Annotated in this window: 21 protein-coding genes; 10 read left to right on the top strand and 11 right to left on the bottom strand. The window is 39.1% G+C overall.

Annotated elements, in window-relative coordinates; translation table 11 throughout:
* Window positions 1-26 precede the first annotated feature (26 nt).
* The 6 genes from rpoC to epmA all read left to right on the top strand — a co-directional run bounded on the left by rpoC (window position 27) and on the right by epmA (window position 10626).
* Window positions 27-4247, top strand: a complete 4221-nt coding sequence (gene rpoC, locus CXF79_RS21815; RefSeq protein WP_101157878.1) for a DNA-directed RNA polymerase subunit beta' — start codon at window positions 27-29, stop codon at window positions 4245-4247.
* Window positions 4248-4733: 486 nt separating this feature from the next.
* On the top strand, window positions 4734-5108 hold the full coding sequence (rpsL, locus tag CXF79_RS21810) for a 30S ribosomal protein S12 (RefSeq protein ID WP_011045492.1): 375 nt from the start codon (window positions 4734-4736) through the stop codon (window positions 5106-5108).
* Window positions 5109-5226: 118 nt separating this feature from the next.
* The gene (rpsG, locus tag CXF79_RS21805) at window positions 5227-5697 is read left to right on the top strand and encodes a 30S ribosomal protein S7 (protein ID WP_011045491.1); all 471 of its coding nucleotides are present in this window, start codon (window positions 5227-5229) and stop codon (window positions 5695-5697) included.
* A 254-nt stretch (window positions 5698-5951) separates the two neighbouring features.
* Window positions 5952-8051 carry an elongation factor G gene (fusA, locus tag CXF79_RS21800; RefSeq protein ID WP_011045490.1) on the top strand — a complete coding sequence of 700 codons (2100 nt, stop codon included), beginning with the start codon at window positions 5952-5954 and terminating at the stop codon, window positions 8049-8051.
* A 93-nt stretch (window positions 8052-8144) separates the two neighbouring features.
* Complete coding sequence (gene tuf, locus CXF79_RS21795) at window positions 8145-9329, top strand: elongation factor Tu (RefSeq protein ID WP_011045489.1); 1185 nt, start codon at window positions 8145-8147, stop codon at window positions 9327-9329.
* 319 nt (window positions 9330-9648) lie between these two features.
* Window positions 9649-10626, top strand: a complete 978-nt coding sequence (gene epmA, locus CXF79_RS21790) for an elongation factor P--(R)-beta-lysine ligase (protein ID WP_101157875.1) — start codon at window positions 9649-9651, stop codon at window positions 10624-10626.
* 144 nt (window positions 10627-10770) lie between these two features.
* Here epmA and CXF79_RS21785 read toward each other — a convergent pair whose 3' ends face one another.
* The 4 genes from CXF79_RS21785 to CXF79_RS21770 form a co-directional block, all read right to left on the bottom strand.
* Window positions 10771-11355 carry a hypothetical protein gene (locus tag CXF79_RS21785; RefSeq protein ID WP_101157873.1) on the bottom strand — a complete coding sequence of 195 codons (585 nt, stop codon included), beginning with the start codon at window positions 11353-11355 and terminating at the stop codon, window positions 10771-10773.
* 955 nt (window positions 11356-12310) lie between these two features.
* Window positions 12311-13072: a phosphoadenylyl-sulfate reductase gene (locus tag CXF79_RS21780; protein WP_101157871.1), complete on the bottom strand. Its 762-nt coding sequence runs from the start codon at window positions 13070-13072 to the stop codon at window positions 12311-12313.
* On the bottom strand, window positions 13065-14819 hold the full coding sequence (gene cysI / locus CXF79_RS21775; protein WP_101157869.1) for an assimilatory sulfite reductase (NADPH) hemoprotein subunit: 1755 nt from the start codon (window positions 14817-14819) through the stop codon (window positions 13065-13067). Before cysI ends, CXF79_RS21780 begins: the two co-directional genes overlap by 8 nt.
* On the bottom strand, window positions 14819-16657 hold the full coding sequence (locus CXF79_RS21770) for an assimilatory sulfite reductase (NADPH) flavoprotein subunit (protein WP_101157867.1): 1839 nt from the start codon (window positions 16655-16657) through the stop codon (window positions 14819-14821). The genes cysI and CXF79_RS21770 overlap by 1 nt, the downstream gene beginning before the upstream one ends.
* Before the next feature lie 151 nt (window positions 16658-16808).
* Here CXF79_RS21770 and CXF79_RS21765 point away from each other — a divergent pair, with 151 nt between their 5' ends.
* Window positions 16809-17462, top strand: a complete 654-nt coding sequence (locus tag CXF79_RS21765; RefSeq protein ID WP_101157865.1) for a lytic transglycosylase domain-containing protein — start codon at window positions 16809-16811, stop codon at window positions 17460-17462.
* A gap of 94 nt (window positions 17463-17556) precedes the next feature.
* Here CXF79_RS21765 and CXF79_RS21760 read toward each other — a convergent pair whose 3' ends face one another.
* Genes CXF79_RS21760 through CXF79_RS21750 form a run of 3 tightly spaced genes read right to left on the bottom strand, consistent with a single transcriptional unit; the run spans window position 17557 to window position 19786 of the window.
* Window positions 17557-18312, bottom strand: coding sequence for a TIGR04219 family outer membrane beta-barrel protein (locus CXF79_RS21760; protein ID WP_041737174.1), 756 nt, complete (start codon window positions 18310-18312; stop codon window positions 17557-17559).
* Window positions 18313-18316: 4 nt separating this feature from the next.
* Entirely contained in the window at window positions 18317-19309 is a 993-nt protein-coding gene (locus tag CXF79_RS21755; protein WP_101157863.1) for a DUF2333 family protein, read from the bottom strand.
* 33 nt (window positions 19310-19342) lie between these two features.
* Complete coding sequence (locus CXF79_RS21750; RefSeq protein WP_101157861.1) at window positions 19343-19786, bottom strand: copper chaperone PCu(A)C; 444 nt, start codon at window positions 19784-19786, stop codon at window positions 19343-19345.
* An 81-nt stretch (window positions 19787-19867) separates the two neighbouring features.
* Here CXF79_RS21750 and CXF79_RS21745 point away from each other — a divergent pair, with 81 nt between their 5' ends.
* Window positions 19868-20605 carry an enoyl-CoA hydratase-related protein gene (locus CXF79_RS21745; RefSeq protein ID WP_101157859.1) on the top strand — a complete coding sequence of 246 codons (738 nt, stop codon included), beginning with the start codon at window positions 19868-19870 and terminating at the stop codon, window positions 20603-20605.
* Window positions 20606-20662: 57 nt separating this feature from the next.
* On the opposite strand, the gene CXF79_RS21740 is transcribed toward CXF79_RS21745, so the two are convergent.
* From CXF79_RS21740 to CXF79_RS21725, 4 genes are all read right to left on the bottom strand, one after another.
* On the bottom strand, window positions 20663-21019 hold the full coding sequence (locus CXF79_RS21740; RefSeq protein WP_011045478.1) for a hypothetical protein: 357 nt from the start codon (window positions 21017-21019) through the stop codon (window positions 20663-20665).
* A 48-nt stretch (window positions 21020-21067) separates the two neighbouring features.
* Complete coding sequence (locus CXF79_RS21735; RefSeq protein WP_101157857.1) at window positions 21068-21298, bottom strand: PspC domain-containing protein; 231 nt, start codon at window positions 21296-21298, stop codon at window positions 21068-21070.
* Between the two features lie 93 nt (window positions 21299-21391).
* Entirely contained in the window at window positions 21392-22054 is a 663-nt protein-coding gene (gene pspA, locus CXF79_RS21730; protein WP_101157855.1) for a phage shock protein PspA, read from the bottom strand.
* 110 nt (window positions 22055-22164) lie between these two features.
* The gene (locus CXF79_RS21725; protein WP_101157853.1) at window positions 22165-22503 is read right to left on the bottom strand and encodes a hypothetical protein; all 339 of its coding nucleotides are present in this window, start codon (window positions 22501-22503) and stop codon (window positions 22165-22167) included.
* 329 nt (window positions 22504-22832) lie between these two features.
* Here CXF79_RS21725 and acuR point away from each other — a divergent pair, with 329 nt between their 5' ends.
* Both acuR and acuI read left to right on the top strand, forming a co-directional pair.
* Window positions 22833-23456 (top strand): acrylate utilization transcriptional regulator AcuR, encoded by a 624-nt coding sequence (acuR, locus tag CXF79_RS21720; protein WP_011045474.1) that lies wholly within the window; start codon window positions 22833-22835, stop codon window positions 23454-23456.
* Window positions 23457-23500: 44 nt separating this feature from the next.
* On the top strand, window positions 23501-24484 hold the full coding sequence (gene acuI, locus CXF79_RS21715; RefSeq protein ID WP_011045473.1) for an acrylyl-CoA reductase (NADPH): 984 nt from the start codon (window positions 23501-23503) through the stop codon (window positions 24482-24484).
* The last annotated feature ends 49 nt before the right edge of the window (window positions 24485-24533 follow it).

The raw sequence follows: 24533 nt of genomic DNA, 5'->3' as shown, positions 1-24533 counted from the left end.
AAGTTTAACTCCGACAGGAGAAGTGTGTGAAAGATTTACTTAAGTTTCTTAAGCAACAGAATCAAACCGAAGATTTCGATGGTATTCGCATCGGATTAGCGTCGCCAGATTTGGTACGTTCTTGGTCATTTGGTGAAGTTAAAAAGCCAGAAACCATTAACTATCGTACTTTTAAGCCAGAACGTGACGGTTTATTCTGTGCGCGTATTTTTGGCCCAGTAAAAGACTATGAATGTCTTTGTGGCAAATACAAACGCTTAAAGCATCGTGGTGTTATCTGTGAAAAATGTGGCGTAGAAGTTACATTGACTAAAGTTCGTCGTGACCGTATGGGTCATATCGAATTAGCAAGTCCAGTGGCTCACATTTGGTTCTTAAAATCATTACCATCACGTATTGGTTTACTACTTGATATGACGTTACGTGATATTGAGCGTGTGCTTTATTTCGAATCATATGTTGTAACCGAACCTGGTATGACAACATTAGAAAAAAGCCAAATTCTAACGGAAGAAGAATATCTTGATGCGTTAGAAGAACACGGTGATGAATTTGATGCCTTAATGGGTGCTGAAGCGGTATTAGCTTTACTACAACAAATTGATTTAGACGGTGAAGTAGCGCAAATGCGTGAAGAGTTACCAGAAATCGGTAGTGAAACTAAACGTAAAAAAATCACTAAGCGTTTAAAATTAATGGAAGCATTCGCTGCTTCAGGCAACAAGCCTGAGTGGATGATTATGAATGTTTTACCAATTTTACCGCCTGATTTACGTCCGTTGGTACCATTAGATGGTGGTCGTTTTGCGACTTCTGATCTTAATGATCTATACCGTCGTGTTATTAACCGTAACAACCGTTTAAAACGTCTTCTAGATTTAGTTGCACCAGATATTATCGTACGTAACGAAAAACGTATGTTGCAAGAGTCTGTTGATGCATTATTAGATAATGGTCGTCGTGGTCGAGCTATTACGGGTTCTAACAAACGTCCTCTTAAATCTCTTGCCGATATGATTAAAGGTAAGCAAGGTCGTTTCCGTCAGAATTTACTAGGTAAACGTGTTGATTACTCTGGTCGTTCAGTAATCACTGTTGGTCCTACGCTTAAACTACATCAGTGTGGTTTGCCTAAGAAAATGGCACTTGAATTATTCAAGCCATTTATCTACGGTAAATTAGAAGCACGTGGTTTAGCAACTACAATTAAAGCTGCTAAGAAATTAGTTGAACGTGAAGGCGCTGAAGTTTGGGATGTACTTGATGAAGTAATCCGTGAACATCCAGTTATGCTTAACCGTGCACCAACACTTCATAGATTGGGTATCCAAGCTTTTGAACCTGTGTTGATTGAAGGTAAAGCAATTCACCTTCATCCACTAGTTTGTGCGGCATACAATGCCGATTTCGATGGTGACCAAATGGCGGTACACGTACCGTTGACAATCGAAGCACAAATGGAAGCACGTACGTTGATGATGTCAACGAACAACGTTCTAGCACCGGCTAACGGTGAGCCAATCATAGTACCATCGCAGGATGTTGTATTAGGCCTTTATTACCTAACACGTTTTCGTATAAACGGTTTAGGCGAAGGCATGTACTTTACTGACGAAAAAGAAGTAGAAAAGGCATACCGTACAGGTGTTGCTGAACTTCATGCTCGTATTAAAGTTCGTATTACCGAGCACGTTAAAAATGCTGATGGTGAATGGGAACCAGTAACTAAGTTACGTGATACTACAGTTGGTCGCGCAATTATGTGGCAAGTATGTCCTAAGGGCTTACCTTATGACCTAATTGACAAGCCACTTGGTAAAAAACCAATTTCAAAACTGATTAACCATGCTTACCGTAACTTAGGTTTGAAAGAAACAGTAATGTTTGCTGATCAAATCATGTATACAGGTTTCCATTACGCGATGATTGCAGGTTGTTCTGTTGGTATCGACGATATGGTTATTCCTGAAGCTAAGTATACGATTGTAGAAGATTCAGAAGCTGAAGTTGCTGAAATTCAAGCCCAGTTTGACCAAGGTCTAGTAACTGCCGGTGAGAAGTACAACAAAGTAATCGATATTTGGTCATCTGCTAACGAAAAAGTTTCGAAAGCGATGATGGATAACCTTTCGAAAGAAATGGTTATGAACAGAGATGGCGAAATGGAAGAACAAGATTCTTTCAACTCAATCTTTATGATGGCTGACTCGGGTGCTCGTGGTAGTGCTGCACAGATTCGTCAATTAGCGGGTATGCGTGGTTTGATGGCTAAACCAGATGGTTCAATCATCGAAACGCCAATCAAAGCTAACTTCCGTGAAGGTCTGACTGTATTACAATACTTCATCTCAACTCATGGTGCGCGTAAAGGTCTTGCCGATACGGCACTTAAAACAGCTAACTCGGGTTATCTAACTCGTCGTTTAGTTGATGTTGCACAAGATTTGGTTGTTACTAACCATGACTGTGGTACACATGACGGTTTATTAATGACGCCACTAATCGAAGGTGGTGATGTTGTTGAGCCATTACGCGAACGTGTTCTAGGTCGTGTCGTGTGTGATGACGTATTAATTCCAGGTACTGATGAAGTATTACTTCCACGTAATACACTAATTGATGAAGCACTCTGTGATGTTATTGAAGACAACTCAGTAGATCAAATCAAAGTACGTTCAATCATTACTTGTAATACTGACTTTGGTATTTGTGCTAATTGTTACGGTCGTGATTTGGCTCGTGGCCATATGATCAACCAAGGTGAAGCTATTGGTGTAGTTGCTGCACAATCAATTGGTGAACCTGGTACACAGTTAACAATGCGTACGTTCCATATCGGTGGTGCTGCATCTCGTGCTACTGCTGAAAGCAGCGTACAAGTTAAAAACACAGGTACTTTGAAATTACAAAACGCTAAGTTTGTAACAAACTCAGAGAAACATCTCGTAATTACGTCTCGTTCATCAGAGTTAACAATCATTGATGAAATGGGCCGTGAGAAAGAACGTTATAAAGTTCCTTACGGTTCTGTACTTTCTAAGAATGATGGCGAAGCAGTGAACTCTGGCGATACTATCGCTAACTGGGACCCACATACGCATCCTATCATCACGGAAGTGGCAGGTAAGGTTCAATTCGTTGACCTAGCTGATGGCGTAACTATGGTTCGCCAAACTGATGAGTTAACTGGTTTATCAAGTATCGTTATTACTGACGCTGCACAACGTAATGCAACAGGTAAAGAAATGCGTCCAGCATTGAAGCTTGTTGATGCGAAAGGCAAAGAAGTAATGATTGCTGGTACTGAAATTCCGGCACTTTACTATCTTCCAGGTAATGCGATTGTTAACCTTGAAGATGGCGCGGATGTTGGCGTTGGTGATGCACTAGCTCGTATACCACAAGCAAGTTCAAAAACTCGTGATATTACCGGTGGTCTTCCTCGTGTAGCTGATTTATTTGAAGCACGTAAACCTAAACTTCCTGCGATACTTGCAGAGAAAACGGGTGTTGTTGCTTTCGGTAAAGAAACCAAAGGTAAAGTACGCTTATTGATTACTCAGCCTAGCGGTGAAGTTTACGAAGAGATGATCCCGAAAACGCGTCTATTGAATATCTATGAAGGTGAGCCAGTAATCAAAGGTGAAGTTATTGCCGATGGTCCTGAATCTCCACATGATATCTTGCGTTTACGTGGTGTTGCTCCAGTTGCTAACTACATCGTTAACGAAGTACAAGAAGTTTACCGTCTACAGGGTGTTAAGATTAACGATAAGCACATTGAAGTTATCGTACGTCAAATGATCCGTAAGTGTGAAATTCTTGATGCAGGTGATTCTACTTTCCTTAAAGGCGAACAAGTTGAAGTGGCGCGAGTTAATATCTCAAACCGTGAACTTGAAGCTGAAGGTAAGCAACCAGCTGAATATGAAATGCAGATGATGGGTATTACTAAAGCATCACTTGCAACTGAATCATTCATTTCAGCGGCGTCTTTCCAAGAAACAACACGTGTACTTACTGAAGCTGCTGTTGCAGGTAAGAAAGATGGTCTACGTGGCTTGAAAGAAAACGTTATCGTTGGTCGTTTAATCCCAGCAGGTACAGGTTATTCGTACCATCAAGAACGAGCAAGACGTAAAGCTGCTGCTTTAGCACCAGCGGTTGAATCTACTGTTTCAGCTGATGATGCAGAAAAAGCATTAACTGATGCCTTAAATTCAGATTTACTGTCAGGTAATCATTAATAATTTGTTATATGGGCTAGCCTGCTACTCCATATAGTAAAGCGTTATAATAAAACCGCACCTTGAAAGAGGTGCGGTTTTTTGTTTTTCTAGTTTAGAGATTTAAGCTAGCAAACTATTACCAACTACGTTAACAAAGGCCACAGAGTTCAACAATAAAGACGCTGATTAACAAGGCACTTGTTCGAGAGATAACGAGTTACTCTCAATGAAAGCAACAACATTATAGGATCGTTTGGCTAGTTGATAATGATCACTTAGTGAGTGTAATTGCTATAAATGCTTGACAGCTCAATCATTGACCTATAGAATTTCGCGACCTGATATTCTGTACCCAGTGTGCATAATATAAAAGGAGTGATGAATTTCACGCCTTTATAAGGTAAAAGATATATTACGAGCGTGTAAGCTTTTCCCATTGATTTAAAGCTTATGCAATAATTTATCAAGGCTACTTTCCTTGGTAACAACTAATCAGGAGCTATAATGGCAACTATTAACCAACTAGTACGCAAACCACGTGTTAGACAAGTAACAAAAAGTAACGTTCCAGCGTTACAAGCTTGTCCACAACGTCGTGGCGTTTGTACTCGTGTGTATACTACTACACCAAAAAAACCTAACTCAGCTTTACGTAAAGTAGCTCGTGTTCGTTTAACTAACGGCTTCGAAGTAACTTCATACATCGGTGGTGAAGGTCACAACTTACAAGAGCATAGCGTGATTTTAATCCGTGGTGGTCGTGTTAAAGATTTACCAGGTGTGCGTTATCACACTGTTCGTGGCGCGCTAGATTGTTCTGGTGTAAGCGATAGAAGACAAGGCCGTTCTAAATACGGTGCTAAACGACCTAAATCTTAAGTTTTCCCTCCTTTACCTACTTGATAGGTAAAAGATAAAAACGTTAAGTAAGGCCAAATTAAGAAATTTTTAAAATTTATATATTTTGGATTTATCCTGAATACTACGGAGAATTAAGATGCCAAGAAGACGCGTCGTTGGGCAACGTAAAATATTGCCAGATCCTAAGTTCCATAACGAACTTTTAGCAAAATTCATCAACATCCTTATGGTTGATGGTAAGAAATCTACTGCCGAAAAAATTGTTTACGGTGCATTAGATATTTTAGCTCAGAAATCTGAAAAAGATCAATTAGAGCTTTTCGAAGAAGCTTTAGATAACATCCGCCCATCTGTCGAAGTTAAATCTCGTCGTGTTGGTGGTTCTACTTATCAGGTTCCAGTTGAAGTACGTCCAGTGCGTCGTAATGCTCTAGCCATGCGTTGGTTAGTTGAAGCAGCTCGTAAACGTGGTGAAAAATCAATGGCTCAGCGCCTAGCTAACGAAATGTTAGATGCGTCTGATAGCAAAGGTTCAGCGGTTAAGAAACGTGAAGACGTTCACCGTATGGCTGACGCTAACAAAGCATTCGCTCACTACCGCTGGTAAGCTAGCAGTATTGACTGATTGTATTATCTACCTTTGGGTTTACTCAAAGGTAGATACATGGCTAGCAAGAGTTTCTCTTGCTAGCCATACTCATTTTACGGACTAGTGCTTTTATCATTAAGTCAGAAATATGAGTCAGAGTTTTATTAATTAAGTGTTTGGCTGTTGAGATGTTCTCATCAACGAATATTTAGTTAATAACACTAAACATATATTACTTGTTAACTGACCAGTAATAGTAAGAGGATTTCATTTTGGCCCGTATCACTCCTATAGAGCGCTACCGTAATATTGGTATCTGTGCGCATGTAGATGCAGGTAAAACGACAACCACAGAACGCGTATTATTCTATACAGGTCTATCTCATAAGATTGGTGAAGTGCATGACGGCGCGGCCACTATGGACTGGATGGAACAAGAGCAAGAACGTGGTATAACCATAACCTCTGCAGCAACTACATGTTTCTGGAAAGGCATGGAAGGTCAATTTGAAGACCATCGTATCAATATTATTGATACGCCAGGTCACGTAGATTTCACCATTGAAGTAGAACGTTCTTTACGTGTTCTTGATGGTGCTGTACTCGTGCTATGTGGTTCATCAGGTGTACAGCCGCAAACCGAAACGGTTTGGCGTCAAATGGAAAAATATGCTGTACCACGTATAGTGTTTGTGAACAAAATGGATAGAACAGGTGCTGACTTCTTATATGTAGTTGAGCAACTGAAAACTCGTCTAGGCGCAAATGCAGTACCAATACATTTAGCTATCGGTGCTGAAGACGATTTTGAAGGTGTGGTTGATCTGATTAAGATGAAGGCCATCAACTGGAACGCAAGTGATCAAGGTATGACCTTCAGCTATGAAGAAATTCCTGCTGATATGCAAGATATGGCTGAAGAATGGCGTGAAAACCTCATTTCTGAAGCCGCTGAAGCTAACGAAGAGTTAATGGATAAATACCTTGAAGAAGGTGATTTAACCGAAGAAGAGATTAAAGTTGGTTTACGTGCTCGTACACTAGCAAATGAAATTATCCTGTGTAGTTGTGGTAGTGCCTTTAAAAATAAAGGCGTTCAAGCGGTACTCGATGCTGTTATTGAATATCTGCCTTCACCAACTGAAGTCGCCGCTATTACGGGTATTAATGATGATAAAGATGAATCTGAAGGTATTCGCTCAGCAGATGATGAAGCACCTTTTTCAGCACTCGCTTTTAAAATAGCTACAGACCCATTTGTTGGCACACTCACATTCTTCCGTGTATATTCAGGAGTAGTGCAAACAGGTGATAGCGTTTATAACCCAGTTAAGGGTAAAAAAGAACGTTTTGGCCGCATAGTACAAATGCATGCTAACGACAGACAAGAAATAAAAGAAGTTCGTGCTGGTGATATAGCCGCTGCAATTGGTTTGAAAGATGTCACCACGGGTGATACGTTATGTGATGCGAAACATATTATTACACTAGAGCGTATGGAGTTCCCTGAACCGGTAATTTCAGTTGCCGTAGAGCCAAGAACACTCGCAGCACAAGAAAAAATGGGTATTGCGTTGGGTAAACTTGCGGCAGAAGACCCATCATTTAGAGTCGCAACAGACGATGAAACTGGACAGACCATCATCTCGGGTATGGGTGAACTACACTTAGATATCCTTGTTGAACGTATGAAGCGTGAATTTGGTGTTGAGTGTAATGTTGGTAACCCACAAGTTTCTTATCGAGAAACGATTCGCGGTACTGTTGAAGTTGAAGGTAAATTTATCCGTCAATCAGGTGGTAAAGGTCAATTTGGCCATGTTTGGTTGAAGATGGAACCGAATGAAGAAGGTGCTGGCTTTGAGTTTGTTAACGAAATCGTTGGCGGCACAGTACCAAAAGAATTTATTCCTGCAGTAGAAAAAGGCTGTAAAGAACAGATGGATAGTGGTGTTTTAGCTGGTTATCCGTTATTAGACATAAAGGTTACTCTTTATGATGGTTCTTTTCACGATGTTGACTCAAACGAGATAGCATTTAAAGTTGCTGCTTCTATGGGCTTTAGAAAAGGTGCGCTTGAAGCAAATCCTGTTATTTTAGAGCCAATGATGAAAGTAGAAGTCACTACACCAGAAGCCAACATGGGTGATGTTGTAGGTGACTTAAACCGTCGTCGCGGTATGATTGATGGTATGGACGAAGGTCCTGCAGGTTCGAAAATTGTAAATGCATTGGTACCCTTAGCTGAAATGTTTGGCTATGCTACCGACTTGCGTAGTGCTACTCAAGGCCGTGCATCTTACTCTATGGAGTTTCAGCAGTATAATGAAGCGCCGAAATTGGTAGCACAAAAAATTATGGAAACTCGTTAGAGAATCCATTACTCGAATATTTACATCTGGCAAGGTCATTTTGACTGCGCCTTTTAATTTATATAGTTTACTAAACTTAAAGGTAATTGAAAAATGGCTAAAGAAAAATTTGAACGTAATAAACCGCACGTTAACGTTGGTACTATCGGTCACGTAGATCACGGTAAAACAACTTTAACAGCTGCTATCTCTGCTGTATTAACTAAAGTTCACGGTGGTGAAGTTAAAGATTTCGCACAAATCGATAACGCTCCTGAAGAACGTGAACGTGGTATTACAATTAATACTTCTCACATCGAATACGATACTGAAGCACGTCACTATGCACACGTAGATTGTCCTGGTCACGCCGATTATATCAAAAATATGATCACTGGTGCTGCACAAATGGATGGCGCTATCTTAGTAGTTGCTGCTACAGATGGTCCTATGCCACAAACACGTGAGCACATCTTATTGTCTCGCCAAGTTGGTGTTCCTTTCATCATCGTTTTCATGAACAAATGTGACGTTGTAGATGATGAAGAATTATTAGAATTAGTAGAAATGGAAGTTCGTGAACTTCTTTCTGAATATGATTTCCCAGGTGATGACTTACCGGTAATTCAAGGTTCTGCTTTAGGCGCTCTTCAAGGCGATGAAGCATGGGAAGCGAAAATCATTGAGCTTGCTGATGCACTTGATACTTACATTCCAGAGCCAGAGCGTGCAATCGACGGAGCATTCATCATGCCTATCGAAGATGTATTCTCAATCTCAGGTCGTGGTACAGTTGTAACAGGTCGTGTTGAACGTGGTATCATCAAAATTGGTGAAGAAGTAGAAGTTGTTGGTATCCGTGATACACAAAAATCAACTTGTACAGGTGTTGAAATGTTCCGTAAGCTTCTTGACGAAGGTCGTGCTGGCGAGAACTGTGGTGTTCTTCTACGTGGTCTTAAGCGTGAAGATGTTGAACGTGGTCAAGTACTTTGTGCTCCAGGTTCAATCTTACCTCACACTAAATTCGAATCAGAAGTTTATGTTCTTTCTAAAGATGAAGGTGGTCGTCATACTCCATTCTTTAAAGGATACCGTCCACAGTTTTACTTCCGTACAACAGATATCACAGGTGCTGTAGAGCTTCCTGAAGGTGTTGAAATGGTAATGCCTGGTGACAACCTTAAGTTTGTTGTTGAGCTAATCAACCCAGTAGCGATGGACGAAGGTTTACGCTTCGCTATCCGTGAAGGTGGTCGTACTGTTGGTGCTGGTGTTGTTTCTAAGATTATGGCTTAATTGATAACTAATTTTCGCTAGAACTTGTGTTAGCTGCATTGGAAGTACTCATTGACTCACGTCAATTCCGTGCTTCTGCTTTGCAAACACTTCATCTAGCATTAAATTAATTTATCAATCCATATTAGAAATAATATCGAATAAAGAAGGTCGCTAACGCGGCCTTTTTTGATCTTAAGAGAAAGTAAAAAACCATTTATTAATTAAAGATCTAGTAAATCTGTTGGCTTTATCTACAATGGCAACAGTCGTCATTCCCGAAGTTTCTTGTCGGGAATCTATTGTCTATGCAACGTCCTAATCTATTAACGGTATTCACATGACTTGGCAAAGCACACTAACTTGGCAAAACGCTCAAAAAAGAGCAAAAATATTACAACAAATTAGACAGTTCTTTGCTGAACGCAATGTCGTTGAAGTGGAGACACCTTCTTTATCTCAAGGCACAGTGACCGATGTCTATTTAAATGCACTCTCCTGTAAGTATGATTTTTTAGCTGATAGTCCAGTAGGTCATTCGACCGAGTTATTTTTACAAACCTCGCCAGAGTTTCATATGAAGCGGTTACTTGCTTCTGGATATGGCTGTATTTTTCAAATAGCGAAGGCGTTTCGTCATGAAGAGTCAGGTAAGAATCATAATCCCGAGTTCACCATGCTTGAATGGTACCGTATTGGCTTTGATCAGTTTGATTTGATGTCAGAGGTCGCAGACTTACTGCAAGTCGTTTTAGGTGGTGATAAGGCGATATTTACTAGCTATCAAGATATATTCCTTAAAACAGTTTCTGTAGATCCACTAACCGCCACTTTTGATGAGCTTACTGAGGTATTAAATAAGTATGGTAAATCTGCTGATTGGCTAGTTGAAATGAATGATGCCGATTTGCTGCTTCAATTTATCTTCACTGAAATCATTGAACCAACCATAGGTATTGATGCGCCGCAATTTATCTATGATTTTCCAATAGCGCAAGCATCACTAGCAAAAAAATCAATTGATGATCCTCGTGTTGCACAACGATTTGAATGTTACTTCAAAGGCATAGAGCTGGTTAATGGGTTTAATGAATTAACTGATGCTAATGAACAGCAAGTTAGATTTGAAGAAGATAATGCAAAGAGAGCTGCTCAAGGATTAGCTGTTAAGCCTATTGATGAAAACTTCATTGCGGCATTAAATCATGGATTACCACAGTGTTCAGGAGTCGCTTTGGGAATTGATAGGTTAGTGATGCTAGCGGTTGATATCAAAAATATAAGTGAAGTACAGAGTTTTTCAATAGAACGAGCCTAATGGGAATAACTCAATACTAAGATACGACCTCGTTGTGAATACTCTATCGGTTTGTAAGACCGCTTAGTGCGTATAACTGATATCGTATATTAAATTTCAACCCATAATATTATTTGTCTTTTTTTAAGGTTTAATAGCATTTTTTTATATTTTAATTGCCTTGGCAAATCGTGAATCCTTTGATTGAACTTCGTATAGAATTTTTTGAGGTTTTATAACTTCTTCTAATCGATTAAGTCTTTCGTATGAAAAATAGGAATTTAAAAATACAGCTAATAGCGCAAAAATGGAGATGCATATTGAGATTGTGTTTCTTGTGCCTTGTTCCTTATAGCGTTTTTCAGCATCGTCATGCTCCTGTAATTTTAAAGCTGCTTCTAATCCTGAGGGCGTTATTGAATAAATTATGCAAGGGGTGGGTTGGATATTATCATACAAACCGCTTGTCATTTCTTGCCCCTTGGTTATTAATTTAAGGCTTTCTAGAGCATCGATTATGCGTATAGTTTTTTTTGTGACTTGTAAACTCTCTGTATTCGCTAAATACGTTGGGATTTCTATGTTTATTTTCGTTCTTTTTAAGAACAGTGATAAATGTTCAAAAATATTGTCTTCTGAAACTCCTGCATGAGTGATATTTCTAATATTTGCAGCAGGGCTTGTGGCTACAATCACACTACCAGTATCTAGGAATGCTAATAAACTTTCTTTGATTTTCTTCCCATTCATATTTATTCGCCGTCATGATTTTTTATATTTTGCCATATATATTAATAAATAGGGTTACATTCGGCAATATCATTTTTCAATAAAACTATGACACAAAGTGGGAAAAGTGATCGTTAAATAAGTAGATCGGAGTAGATTAAAATGATTTGTCGCGGTGGCGACGACACCCAAAGGAAGACTACCTCCGGCCTCCCTTTGGAATCCCTCGGAGCTGCTACATCAAACGTAATCCTACATTCAGCACAATATCTTCGACGTAACAGCAATGAAGGCACATCCATGTGCCACATTGCTTTTGCCATCATCCATGATGGCGATACGTGAATATTGTGCTTCACTCCGGCGTTTGTTCAAGCAGATTGGGTGCTTGTTGATCGGGGAACTGCTCTATTTTTAAGGTTCGTCATTCCGTAAGTGTCTTGTACGGAATCCATGTCACTAAGAGCTAGATCCCCGACTAAGTAACCACGGGGATGACACCTGCTAGGTTCCGTGGCTGTGCCAAGTACTCCAAATCCCATCTCAGCAATTCAATCATCGACTAGCAAAGGTAGACCTCGACCCGAGACAGACGTTACATGGATGTAACTTATTAGACAATGCAGGAGCATATTGTCCTGACGTCGAGGGCTGCCGTTGTTCAGGGATGATAAATCGGCAGGAATCGAGGTTTACGCTAGTTGGGGATTGAATGTTCTGCTGAGTAGGGCGTCGCAGGGGTTCCAAGGGGAGGCGCGGCGGTACGTCGCCCCTTGGGTGTGGTCGCCACCGCGACGTCAAGCAGATAAATAAAGATCCAAGCCTATCAACTAATCAACAGAAATATAAAGTTAGCTGCTGTAGTTAATGTCTATTTTGAATCTAGTCATGGATTAACAGACATAAAAAAAGCTAAAAGAGTTTTCTCTTTTAGCTTTTTTTGTTGATCTAATTATTTACTAGATGTGAGTAAAAATTAAATACCATCACCATCAGTATGCAAACCACATTCACGTTGACCGCCGCCGAAGCGAGTATCACTTTCACTCATACCCAATGTTAATGGTTTTGTGCTATGTACATCACCAACCGATACATAACCTTCATCCCAAAGGGGATGGTATGGTAAGTTGTGCTTAGTTAAGTACTCATGTACGTCTTTATTACTCCAATCAATTATTGGATGTACTTTATAACGACCACGCAGTGTACCCACGACAGACAAACCTTCTCGGTGAGCCGATTGTTGGCGACGAACACCAGAAAACCAAGTATTAGCATTTAACTCAGATAAACCGCGCTCTAGCGGTTCAACTTTATTACGGCGATTATAGGCTTTAAGTGCATCATCACTTTGCGCCCACTCTTCACCGTACTTAGCTTGTTGCCATGCCGCACTTTCTTTTGCTTGATAAACTTGTAAGTTCAAGTTCAAACGATCAGTCAATTGCTCAATGAATCGATAGGTTTCAGGAAATAAATGTCCTGTATCCGTTATCAATACCGGAATATTGCTATCTACTTGGGTGAGTAAATGCAACATCACCGCAGATTGAATACCAAAGCTTGAGGATAAAACAAACTGACCTGGCAAGTTTTCCATTGCCCACTCGGCACGAGCAATCGCTGTTTGTTTTTCCAAAGACTGATTCCACTCTCCTATAGCAGGATGAGGAAAGGCTACTTCAAAAGGGCTGGTAAGCTCTTTATCGGCAATACCTGTTGTGGTATTAAGCATGGTGAAAATCCCTAAAGCTCACAATAACTTGTTCAACGATACCTGCACGAATAACAAAATCACCAAATGCTTCACCGTCATTACGTTCTGCAGACCAACGAGCACTCAAGGCATCAATTTCACTCAATACGCCAGCTTCATCAACATTTTCTTTGTATAATTTTGGTACACGACTACCGGCTAAATCACTACCTAAGTACATATTGTACTTACCAGGACCTTTACCGACTAAACCAATTTCAGCAAGCATTGCACGGCCACAACCATTTGGACAGCCAGTAACACGTAAAATAATACTGTCATCTTTTAGGCCATTCTTTTCAAGAATAGCTTCAACATCATCGACTAAGCCAGGTAAGTAACGCTCGGCTTCAGCCATGGCTAATGGACAAGTAGGAAAGGCAACACAGGCCATTGAACTCTTACGCTGATTAGAAACACCGTCATTAATTAAACCGTGCTCACGAGCAAGTTGTTCAATAATTGCTTTATCTTCTGCTGAAACACCAGCAACAATTAAGTTTTGGTTGGCAGTTAAACGGAAATCACCTTTATGTATTTTGGCGATTTCACGCATACCTGTTTTTAACGCTTTACTATCAGAATTAGCACCGTTGAAATCAAGAATACGGCCATTTTCAATAAATAAGGTCAGGTGGTTTTTACCATCAATACCTTCAACCCAACCAAAGCTATCGCCGCGGTGAGTAAATTCATATGAGCGAGACTCAGAGAACTCAATACCTGCTCTGCGTTCAACCTCAGCTTTAAATGTATCAACACCAACTCTATCTAACGTATATTTAGTTTTAGCATTTTTACGGTTAACACGGTTTCCCCAATCACGTTGAGTAGTAACAACCGCTTCGGCAATCGCTAACGTATGCTCTTTGGCAATAAAACCAAAATCATCGGCACAACGAGGATAAGTTGCTTTATCACCATGAGTCATGGCTAAGCCACCACCAACAAGTACGTTAAAACCAATTAACTCGCCACCTTCGCTGATAGCAACAAAGTTTAAATCATTGGCGTGTACATCAATGTCGTTATTCGGCGGAATGACTACCGTTGTTTTAAATTTACGTGGTAAATAATTACTACCTAAAATAGGTTCAATTTCATCTGCTTCAGTAGTTTCTACTTTCTCTTCATCTAACCAAATTTCGGCATAAGCACGTGTTTTTGGCAATAAATGCTCACTGATTTTGGTCGCCCATTCGTAAGCTTCTTGATGCAATGCTGATTCAACCGGGTTAGAAGTACAAAGTACGTTACGGTTAACATCACCAGCAGTGGCAATTGAATCTAAACCAACACTGTGTAGTGTTTGGTGCATTAATTTAATATTTGGTTTTAATACACCATGAAACTGAAATGTTTGACGTGTAGTTAAGCGAATACTGCCGTAAGAGGTATAATCATCAGCGAATTTATCAATAGCCAACCATTGTGTTGGGTTGATAATACCACCAGGTAAACGTGCTCGAAGCATAACGTTATGCAATGGTTCGAGTTTTTGTTTTTGGCGTTCTGCACGAATATCGCGGTCGTCCTGCTGATACATACCGTGAGTACGAATCAACTGGAAGTTATCACTGGTGAAACCACCTGTCATTCTGTCTTGCAGATCGTCTTTAATCGTACCACGAAGGTAATCGCTTTCAGCTTTTAAGCGTTCATTGTCGGCCTGTTTACCTTCAACAATCAATACAGGGTTTTCAACTTTTGTGAAATTGTTGCTCATTAGTAAACATCCTTCTGGTAACGCTTATTAGATCTAAGTGATTTTAAATAGTCTTCTGCTTGTTCTGCACTTAATTTACCGTGCTCTTGGATAATTTCTACCAAGGTTTGATGAACATCTTTGGCCATACGATTAGCATCACCACAAATATATAAGTGCGCGCCACGTTCTAACCAAGCAAAAACATCACTTGCTTGTTCTTTTAATCGGTCTTGTACATAAACTTTTTCAGCCTGGTCGCGAGAAAAGGCTACGTCCATGCGTGTTAACAAACCGGACTTTAAATAATTTTGCCATTCAACTTGATATAAGAAGTCTTGAGTGAAAGTTTGATCACCAAAAAACATCCAGTTATCGCCGTTGGCATCACGCGCTTCACGTTCTTGCATGAAAGCTCTAAATGGTGCAACACCGGTCCCTGGTCCAATCATAATGACAGGAGTATCATCCGATTGAGGTAAACGGAAATTGTCATTGTGTTCAACAAAAACACGTACTTTTTGACCTTCTTCTAAGCGGTTTGCTAAGAAGCTTGAGGCGCCACCAGTGCGTGGTTCGCCATTTGCATCAAAACTTACTAAACCAACGGTTAAGTGAACTTCTTCTTCAACTTCAGCTTGTGCTGATGCAATTGAATACAAGCGTGGGGTTATTTTACGAAGTGCTTCAACAAAGAATTGAGGATCAATTTCAGTTTTTGCTGCTTTTACCACATCGATAATTTGGTGCTCACCAGCGTATTCTCTAGCTGTGTTTTTATCAGCAGCAATTTCAGTCAGTGCTTTATCACCAGAAATTTTTGCCCAAAACTCAACAAATGCTGGTGCTGTTTGTGTAATTTCTAACTGGGTAGTTAAGGCATCTGTTAGTGTGAAAACCTGATTTGCGCCATTTACTTTTAACTTGATTTTTTCTTCGCCAGTAAGGCTTAAGGTAGCAATTAAATCAGCCACTAAATCAGCGTCGTTTTCAAACCAAACACCTAAGGCATCACCTACTTGGTAAGTTAAACCTGATTCACCTAAGTCAATTTCAATATGGCGAACATCTTTAGCAGAATCTCGACCAGTAATTTTTTGACTTAAAGAGAATTCAGCTTCAAATGGGTTTTGCTTTGAATATTGACTTTCAGCGCCTGCTGTTGGTAAATCAACAACATTTGCCGAACCTGAAGAGGCTTGAGTAAGCTCATCTTTCAAAGATTCAACAATACTTAAGGTCCAGCTTTCGCATTCGCTGTCGTAATCAACATCACAGTCAAGGCGAGGGGTGACTTGTTTTGCGCCTAATGCTTTTAAACGCTCGTCAAAATCTTTACCTGTTTGACAGAAAAATTCATAGCTGCTGTCACCTAAAGCTAAAACGCTATAGCTAAGGTTAGGTAATTTAGGTGCTTTTTTACCTAATAAATATTCATGAAACTCAATGGCATCATCTGGTGCTTCGCCTTCACCATTAGTACTGGCTACTATTAACAGGTGACTTTCATTTTTTAAGCCTTTGGCTTTATAGTCAGCAATGTTTTTAAGTACAACATTAATGCCTGCTGCTTTTGCGCTTTTCTCAAGTTTGCTGGCAACACCTTTAGCATTACCTGTTTGCGAGGCATATAAAATAGTTAAAGTCTTGGCAGCAATAGCTGGCGCAGCCGGTGCGATTTGGGCATTATGGCCTTGTTCGCTTTTCGCTGCTAGATAACCGCTTGCCCAAGCAAGTTGTAGTGATGAATAATCAGCAACGGTTTGTTGTAGTGAAGCTAATTGATTTGCATCTAAGGCACTACTATTGTTTGCTGAATTTGATGTATTTTGATTTAATAAGCGCTGCTCTGGCAACATAACTATTTTCACCCATGACAATTGATGGATGAAGAATAGACAAATTTCATTCAGATCAAAAGGAATAGATAGCGATTTTTTATTCCAAAATGGAATATAGAATTATGAAAGGATTTTAGTCTATGTTAAGTGTATTGAATAAGGAGGGTAGATGAGAAGATTTTCAAGGGAACAATTTCAATGTTGCCGCTTAGGTTTGTTCCTAATTTTAGCTACGTCTGTAAGCGTCAGTTACGCTTTTGAAAAAAAAATAGCAAATATTTACACCTATAAATCAACCTCAGGGATAACGTCTTTCTCTGATATCGAACCACTTGATGTTGATTTTAGTCGTTATCGATTTGATTGTTATGCCTGCGAAGTTGATTCATTAATTGACTGGCGTAAAGCAACCCTTTATTTACAGCCTTATAAGAATGATATAAATAAAGCTGCGTTGAAATATGATATTGACCCTGCTTTTGTTCGAGCCGTTATCCATGCAGAGTCGCATTTTAATCCCCAAGCTGTATCTAAGCAGGGCGCTCAAGGTTTGATGCAGTTAATGCCTGCAACAGCGAAAGAGCTTGGCGTACGGAATTCGTTAAGTGCCCAGCAGAATATTAAGGGAGGCGTTAAACATTTAGCACGCCTACTCAGAAAATATAAGGGTGATAATAAATTAGCTTCAGCAGCTTATAATGCAGGGGAAGGCGCAGTTAAACGTCACGGAGGTATTCCGCCCTATAAAGAAACCCAAGTGTATGTAGAGCGGGTCGGTATTTTACACCAGCGTTATGGACGCTTTTCTCACCTTAATAAATAATGACTAAATTTATTTGGATATAAAAAAGCCGTTGATATTTTAAATATCAACGGCTTTTATTTTATGTTTATCTATCATGCCAAATGGCTAGGTGCTAAAAATGAACAACAGCACCGGCAAAGAAACCGTCGTAAGTTAAATCACTATAGAAATCATCTAAATCATCTAATTCCATTTTCACTGTGCGGTAACCAAGTGTTACGTCAAAATCGACTGCAAGATTATCTAAAATTGCATAGCTCACGCCAATTTGTGCATCATAAACAGTTTGATCGTCATAGCTAATAAAGTTAGCTTCGGCGAAAACGTTTAAACCGGTAAAAGGCAGACCAACAATAGTTGATAGATAAAACATTGGGATAATACCAGAGACATCTAAATCACTTTGTAACTGGGTTGCAGGTTCTATGACTTGAATAGTAGCGTCTAAATCACGCGCAGTTAAACCAAAATCAAAGGTTAACAAATCGTTGTCAAATACTTCATAATAAAGGGTGTAATCAACGAAGCTGGCATCTAACGTAGTATCTAATGTTGAGTTAGTATTATAAGTAATGCCATCAAACTTAAAGCTGTCGTTTAATGTAGTACCGCCAACCGTATCAAGGGCTGTTGATGCTATTTTAATGTTAGGAATTAATGGAATTGGGTGCTCAAAAGCGACATAGAAGCTGCCTTGGTTTTCATCATCAAATTCAAAAACTGATTGATTATCAGCTCCTTCACCAAAGCTACCGCTGGCTTCGTTAGACCAGATTTGGCCGCCGATATATAAACCTAATAGAGTATCGGCTTGGGCAGTGCCACACATTAGTGCCGCTAAGCTGCCAGCGAGTAAAGTCTTTTTCATGTCATTATCCTTTGGTTAAAAGTTCATTTAAATCGATTAATGCTGCGTTTGCGCGAGAAATATAGTTAGCCATGACCAACGAGTGATTGGCAAGAAGACCAAAGCCACTACCGTTTAAAATCATTGGGCTCCATACTGATTCTTGACTTGCCTCTAGCTCGCGAATAATCTGCTGTAAGCTAATTTTGGCATTTTTGTTTTCTAACACGCTATTAAAATCTATCTCAATGGCTCTAAGTAATTGCAGTAATGCCCAAGTAGCACCTCTGGCTTCATAGAATACATCATCTATTTGCCACCAACTTGTTTGCAGTTGCAAATGAGAAACACCTTGGCTTGATTGTTCTGCAAGTTTATCACCCGCTAAATCAGTATTTACCTGTTCACGACCTACACTCAAGCTTAAACGGTGAGAATAACTGCCTAAACGCTTTTGTACTTCTTCAATATAGGCTCGTAGGTTATCGGCACGGGCATAAAACTGAGCCTTATTACCATTAGTGCTAACCAATGCGGAACGATAGGCATAAAGTTGCTTAATAGCTTCTCCATATTCAGATTCTGCACTCGGTACTGCCCAACTTTCACTGTCGATATTAAAACGTGGTTGCGCTTCGAGTAGATGCTTATTAACAAGGGATTGTGATTGAGAACGACTAAAGTCTTTACGCATCACTAATGCTATATCACGAACCATTTCTAATACACCGAACTCCCAAGCAGGCATATTATCTAAAAAGAGAGAAGGTGGCATTATGTCATTTGATAAATAACCACCAGGCTTATTTAGCAGTGCTTCACTGACTTTTATCAAAGCAGTGGTGGTGGTATAGCCAACAACAGGGGCGACATTTTCAGCTTTAGCTGCTTGTGTTACTTCAGCATGAATGTTGATGGACATAGGAGCAGTGCTCCAATAAACACCAATGCCATATAGAAGAAAAAATATGCCAGTAAAGGCCCAGACAATTGATTTTGTAGAAAACATTGTTTTCATATCCACTCCAAGGATGAGGTTGTTGGTATTGTACTATTTATATTTACGAACAGGTAATTGAATTTTAATGTTTGTTTTATTTGAGAACTTTAATGTTAATGGAATAACAATTTTTTCTTTCATAGGCTGTTTTAGTGAAAAAATCATGAGGTGTAATCCTGATGGTTGAAGCACAACTTTGCTGTTAGCCTTGATAGTGATTTCACCCACTTCACGCATACGCATCATACCGTCAGCCATGCTGTGTTCATGAATCTCAATGCGATCAGATATTGTACTGCTGACCTTTTGTAACGTTATCGCTTCATCACTAGTATTGTTTATTGTCATATAAGCGGCGGTAATGTCAGTGCCAGGTATACTTGCTTTAATATATCCATCGGTTACTGTAATCGGACTTGTTGCGTAGACATTACTGGTCATTCCGAATAATAAAGCGAACAAAATACTGACTTTTCTATAGTGAATATTTCTCATTGTAACTATACATCCCTGATAACAAGTATTAGAGTTTGACTATACCGTATTGATAAACCTATGTAACTAAACTGGTGGAAAATGGATAATTTGATTTTAACGACAGAAAACCAAGGTGTTTTTACCATTACCTTGAATCGTATTGATAAAAAAAATGCATTAACTAACGATATGTATAAGCAGCTCTGTCAGTATTTCGCTTATGCAGAGCAAACATCAAGTATTCATTGCGTAGTTATTCAAGGAAATGAACAGTGTTTTTGCGCTGGTAATGACTTGCATGATTTTATTCAATGTTCCGCTGATGACGAATTAGCGGCCCTTGCCTTTGTTAAAGTTCTGTCAGAATTTACTAAACCTCTTGTTGCTGGTGTTGCTGGCGTTGCTGTGGGTATTGGCACTACGTTATTATTGCATTGTGATATGGTCATAGCGGCTAATAATAGTAAATTTAAATTGCCTTTTACCCAGCTAGGTTTATGTCCAGAAGCAGGATCTAGTTTGTTATTAACTCAAAAAGTCGGTCCAAATAAAGCTTTTGAATTAATGGTGCTTGGACAAACGTTTAACGCAGAGCAAGCATTGAGTTATGGCATAACTAACCAAACTTGTCAGCCCGATGAACTCTTAGCACTTACATCCGATGTTGCCCAAGCCATTGCCAATTTGCCTGTTGAGTCAGTAATGACTAGTCGACGGTTAATACGTCAAGCGAATAAATTAGCATTGAGCCAGGTTATTAGTGAAGAAAGCCAAGCGTTTTCTCATTTAGTTAAATCAGAAGAATGTAAAAACATTCTAGCTAAATTTTTCAAATAAAATTGAGCGATATTATTTAAATCTAGCTTGCTAGATTATTACTGCTCTCACTAAACACTAAGCATATTGCTTAGTGTTTTTATTTCGACTACTGTTATTTCGAGTAAAAAGCCAGATAACGACAGCCATTAATAGAATTGGCCAAAATATGCCGACAGTCACCATGGCAATGCTTCCAAAGATAACCAAGCCAATAAATATCATGCCACCAAAAACACTTAATACAATTCCTAGTGCGGCCACAACTAATACCACAACCACTAAAGCTGAAACTCCTATAGCTTTCAGTGGTTCAACGGCTTCACCGTCCATCATCACATGCAAGTCCATTAACTCCAGCATGCCAACACCAAAAACATAGGTTAAGAAGATAGTCGCGATAATTGCCAGTATTAAGGATTTAAAGAAGCTCATAGTTTCCTCACTTTTATAGAGATGAAAAGTATTTAGATTAGTTCTAAATTAGTAATATTTACTGTTAGGTAACAACATACTTGCTACGACATACGCAACGCCCGTGGCTACGGGTAACATAATCAGTACGGCAATAGCGACAATGCGCACAGCTAATCGAGGGAAGTCATAATATTTGGCAATACCTGCACAGACACCAGTCAATTTTTTATTTGCGACGTCTTTACATAATGTCTGGCGAACACTTTTTATACTTGAATATTCTCTGTCATATTTCATGGGAACTCCTTAGTTTTACAATCTAACGTTTACACTATTACTTATATAAAATGACTGCCCTCGTCTAAACGAGGGAGTTGCTATATTCAATCATTAACCGTTAACAACTTTCTTTTTCATTTCAGCTAATTCAGCTTCAATGTTATCGTCTTGTTCAAGGTCAGATATCTGTGTTGATAAATCTTTATTCTTTGTTAAATCATAAGATTCAACTTGCGCTTCAAGATGATCAATTTTTTGTTGGTAACGTTCAAATTTAGCCATTGCTTCATCAATATTATGAATCACAGCTTTTTCTCGCACCTTTAATCTCACTTCAGCGGATTCTTGACGAAGTCTTAATGCATCTTGACGACGTTTGGCTTCACTAAGCTTATCTTGCAAGCGTTGCGCATCTTCTTGAATGGCGCTCAACAAGTCAGTTAATTGTACATTTTCTTCATTTAGCTGAGTTAATTCAGCTTGGCATTTATGTTTTTGCGCAAGGGCTGATTTTGCTAAATCTTCTCTACCTTTATTTAACGCAATCTCTGCTTTGTCATGCCAATGAGCAACGCCTTCCTGAGTCGTTTTAACTTTTCTTGCCAAGGTCTTTTGTTCAGCAATATTTTTGGCTGCTGTTGAACGCACTTCAACTAATGTTTCTTCCATTTCGCCAATGATCATGCGAATCATTTTTTCTGGATGCTCGGCTTTGTCTAACATGCTGTTTAAATTTGCATTAACAATGTCGGTAAAACGGCTGAATAATCCCATAATTTTCTCCTGCTTATTTTTGATATTTAGTTTAACTATTTAGTTTTTAAATTTAATAACATGCAATTTGATTACATGTTATTAAGTTGGTTTAAAGCTCTGCTGGTTACTTAATTAGCTACTTTGCTATCATCGTTAACTGCTGGTGTAGCTTGCTTGTCTTCTTGCTCTATTGCTAACCAAGTTGACGTATTATCAAATGAAAAGTTGGCTGAAAATTCTTCAATTTCGTTCTCTATAGATTGCTGTAATTGTGTATTTAATTCAGTAATCATTTTTTCTCCCTGGGCAACAATAAAGTCGCTTACGGCTTTTTCAACATCAGGTAAAGGTGCGGCATTAACGCTAGTGCTTAGCGTGGCGCCCATTAAAGATCCGATAAGTACTAGTGCAAGGCTTACATCTTTAATTTTGCTGCTAGTTTTTTTAGTCATGTTAAATGTGCTCATAATAAATTCCTTCTTCTCTTTGTATTTGTTGGTTACGTTGTAGTGTTAGTTTTCTATTTGGATGTTAAACATCGTCTGGTATGCAATAGCTATTACAAGTGCTGTGCCAAAGATTAATAATATTTTAACTTGTTGATAATTAATGAATATATTATTTTATTTGGATTGCATGAAAATCAAGCAGAATATTTTGTTTTAACTTTTTAGTTAAATTGACCATGAAAATAGTTTATTTGACCATGTTAGTTGTTGTTGTATTTATTTTCTTGTTCATTCTTTAGACAATTTAATACTTGCATTTAAATAGACGATCGGTCTAATATTGGTTTATGCAATTAGATACTATTAAAAAACGAAGAGGCAGACCTGCAAAGTCTGGCCGAGATACCACTAATACCAAAACTGAACTAATCAGTAGTGGCGTTGAACACTTCACGCAATTTGGTTTTGCTTCATCGGGTTTAGATCAGATATTAAAAAAAGTGTCGGTACCTAAGGGATCTTTCTATTATTACTTTGCTAATAAAGAAGTTTTTGGTTTAGCGGTAATTGACTATTACGACAACTACTTCGGTCGTAAACTTGATTCGCACTTAAAAAATGACCAGTTAGCGCCTGAACAAAGGTTAATAAGTTTTGTTGATGATGCTAAAGCAGGTATCGAACGCTATAATTTTAATCGTGGCTGTTTAGTGGGCAACTTAGAACAAGAAATTGCTGTTTTACCTGAGAGCCACCGAGATAAGTTAGTGATGGTGATGCAGGGCTGGCAAAATAAAATCTTTGATCACCTCAATGTGCTTTGCCCTGATGCTGAACAAGAAGAACATCACTTGTTAGCAGAGTTTTTTTGGATTGGTTGGGAAGGTGCGGTAAGCCGTTGCAAGTTGGTTCAAACAACTAAGCCGATTGATATTTTTATCAATCATTTCTTACAGTTGTTAAAAAAATAATATTTTATTAATTAATAGACGATCAGTCTATATTGGAGGTTCATATGTTTAAATGTTTACTGGTAAATAAAGATGAAAACGGTTACAAGACATCGATCACTGAATTACCTGAGGAAACCTTATCCCAAGGTAATGTCCTAGTGAAAGTCCTCTATAGCACGCTTAATTATAAAGATGCCTTAGCTATAACTGGGAAAGCTCCCGTAATAAGAAGTTTTCCTATGATACCAGGGATAGATTTCAGTGGCATTGTCGAACACAGTGAAAGTGATGAATTCAAAGTTGGTGATAAAGTGTTACTGAACGGCTTTGGAGTTGGTGAAAAGCATATGGGTGGTTTATCACAAAAAGCGAAAGTAAATAGTGACTGGCTCATTCCTTTACCTGCAGCTATTTCACCGCTGCAGGCTATGTCAATTGGTACCGCAGGTTATACTGCTATGTTGTGTATTCTGGCATTAGAAAAAAACGGTATTACTCCCCAAAGTGGTAAAATTCTCGTTACGGGCGCCACTGGTGGTGTTGGTAGTTTTGCGGTGAAACTGCTTTCCTTAATGGGTTACTCAGTTGTTGCCTCGACAGGTAGTAGTGATCAACATGATTATCTATATGACTTAGGTGCGACTGAGATTATCGATAGAAATGAATTATCAGCGCCAGGTAAACCGTTAATGAAAGAAAAATGGGCTGGCGCAGTTGATTCTATTGGCAGTCATACTCTCGCCAATGTTTGCGCAAGCATCCAATATGGTGGCGCTGTTGCGGCTTGTGGTTTGGCACAAGGCATGGACTTACCTGCCTCAGTGGCTCCCTTTATTTTAAGAGGAGTTTCTTTATTAGGTGTTGATAGTGTTATGCGTCCTAGAGCAGATAGAATAGCAGCATGGAAAAAACTATCGGAAATTTTACCAGCAACGGAAATGGAATCGATAGCAGAAGTGATTAGTTTAGAAGAGTCTATCGACGTGGCAGGTAAGTTACTTGATGGCAACGTTACTGGTCGTGTCGTGGTTGACGTAAATAAATAGTCTTCAAACGAAGCCATATAGTCGCTAAGGTAATGTTAAGTAAAAAAAC

Origin of the sequence: Colwellia sp. Bg11-28, from assembly GCF_002836245.1 — a bacterium.
GTDB classification, from domain to species: domain Bacteria; phylum Pseudomonadota; class Gammaproteobacteria; order Enterobacterales; family Alteromonadaceae; genus Colwellia; species Colwellia psychrerythraea_A.
The sequence above is the reverse complement of the archived record's forward strand: the minus strand, read 5'-3'. Positions and strand labels throughout refer to the sequence as shown.

Excerpts from the sequence above, each read along its gene's own strand:
- CXF79_RS21765 (WP_101157865.1), top strand. The coding sequence starts at position 16,809 with ATGAGAAGATTTTCAAGGGAACAATTTCAATGTTGCCGCTTAGGTTTG.
- acuR (WP_011045474.1), top strand. The coding sequence starts at position 22,833 with ATGCAATTAGATACTATTAAAAAACGAAGAGGCAGACCTGCAAAGTCT.
- rpsG (WP_011045491.1), top strand. The coding sequence starts at position 5,227 with ATGCCAAGAAGACGCGTCGTTGGGCAACGTAAAATATTGCCAGATCCT.
- acuI (WP_011045473.1), top strand. The coding sequence starts at position 23,501 with ATGTTTAAATGTTTACTGGTAAATAAAGATGAAAACGGTTACAAGACA.
- CXF79_RS21780 (WP_101157871.1), bottom strand. The coding sequence starts at position 13,072 with ATGCTTAATACCACAACAGGTATTGCCGATAAAGAGCTTACCAGCCCT.
- CXF79_RS21745 (WP_101157859.1), top strand. The coding sequence starts at position 19,868 with ATGGATAATTTGATTTTAACGACAGAAAACCAAGGTGTTTTTACCATT.
- tuf (WP_011045489.1), top strand. The coding sequence starts at position 8,145 with ATGGCTAAAGAAAAATTTGAACGTAATAAACCGCACGTTAACGTTGGT.
- epmA (WP_101157875.1), top strand. The coding sequence starts at position 9,649 with ATGACTTGGCAAAGCACACTAACTTGGCAAAACGCTCAAAAAAGAGCA.
- CXF79_RS21760 (WP_041737174.1), bottom strand. The coding sequence starts at position 18,312 with ATGAAAAAGACTTTACTCGCTGGCAGCTTAGCGGCACTAATGTGTGGC.
- CXF79_RS21725 (WP_101157853.1), bottom strand. The coding sequence starts at position 22,503 with ATGAGCACATTTAACATGACTAAAAAAACTAGCAGCAAAATTAAAGAT.
- CXF79_RS21735 (WP_101157857.1), bottom strand. The coding sequence starts at position 21,298 with ATGAAATATGACAGAGAATATTCAAGTATAAAAAGTGTTCGCCAGACA.
- CXF79_RS21770 (WP_101157867.1), bottom strand. The coding sequence starts at position 16,657 with ATGTTGCCAGAGCAGCGCTTATTAAATCAAAATACATCAAATTCAGCA.
- cysI (WP_101157869.1), bottom strand. The coding sequence starts at position 14,819 with ATGAGCAACAATTTCACAAAAGTTGAAAACCCTGTATTGATTGTTGAA.
- CXF79_RS21750 (WP_101157861.1), bottom strand. The coding sequence starts at position 19,786 with ATGAGAAATATTCACTATAGAAAAGTCAGTATTTTGTTCGCTTTATTA.
- rpsL (WP_011045492.1), top strand. The coding sequence starts at position 4,734 with ATGGCAACTATTAACCAACTAGTACGCAAACCACGTGTTAGACAAGTA.
- pspA (WP_101157855.1), bottom strand. The coding sequence starts at position 22,054 with ATGGGATTATTCAGCCGTTTTACCGACATTGTTAATGCAAATTTAAAC.
- CXF79_RS21740 (WP_011045478.1), bottom strand. The coding sequence starts at position 21,019 with ATGAGCTTCTTTAAATCCTTAATACTGGCAATTATCGCGACTATCTTC.
- CXF79_RS21755 (WP_101157863.1), bottom strand. The coding sequence starts at position 19,309 with ATGAAAACAATGTTTTCTACAAAATCAATTGTCTGGGCCTTTACTGGC.
- CXF79_RS21785 (WP_101157873.1), bottom strand. The coding sequence starts at position 11,355 with ATGAATGGGAAGAAAATCAAAGAAAGTTTATTAGCATTCCTAGATACT.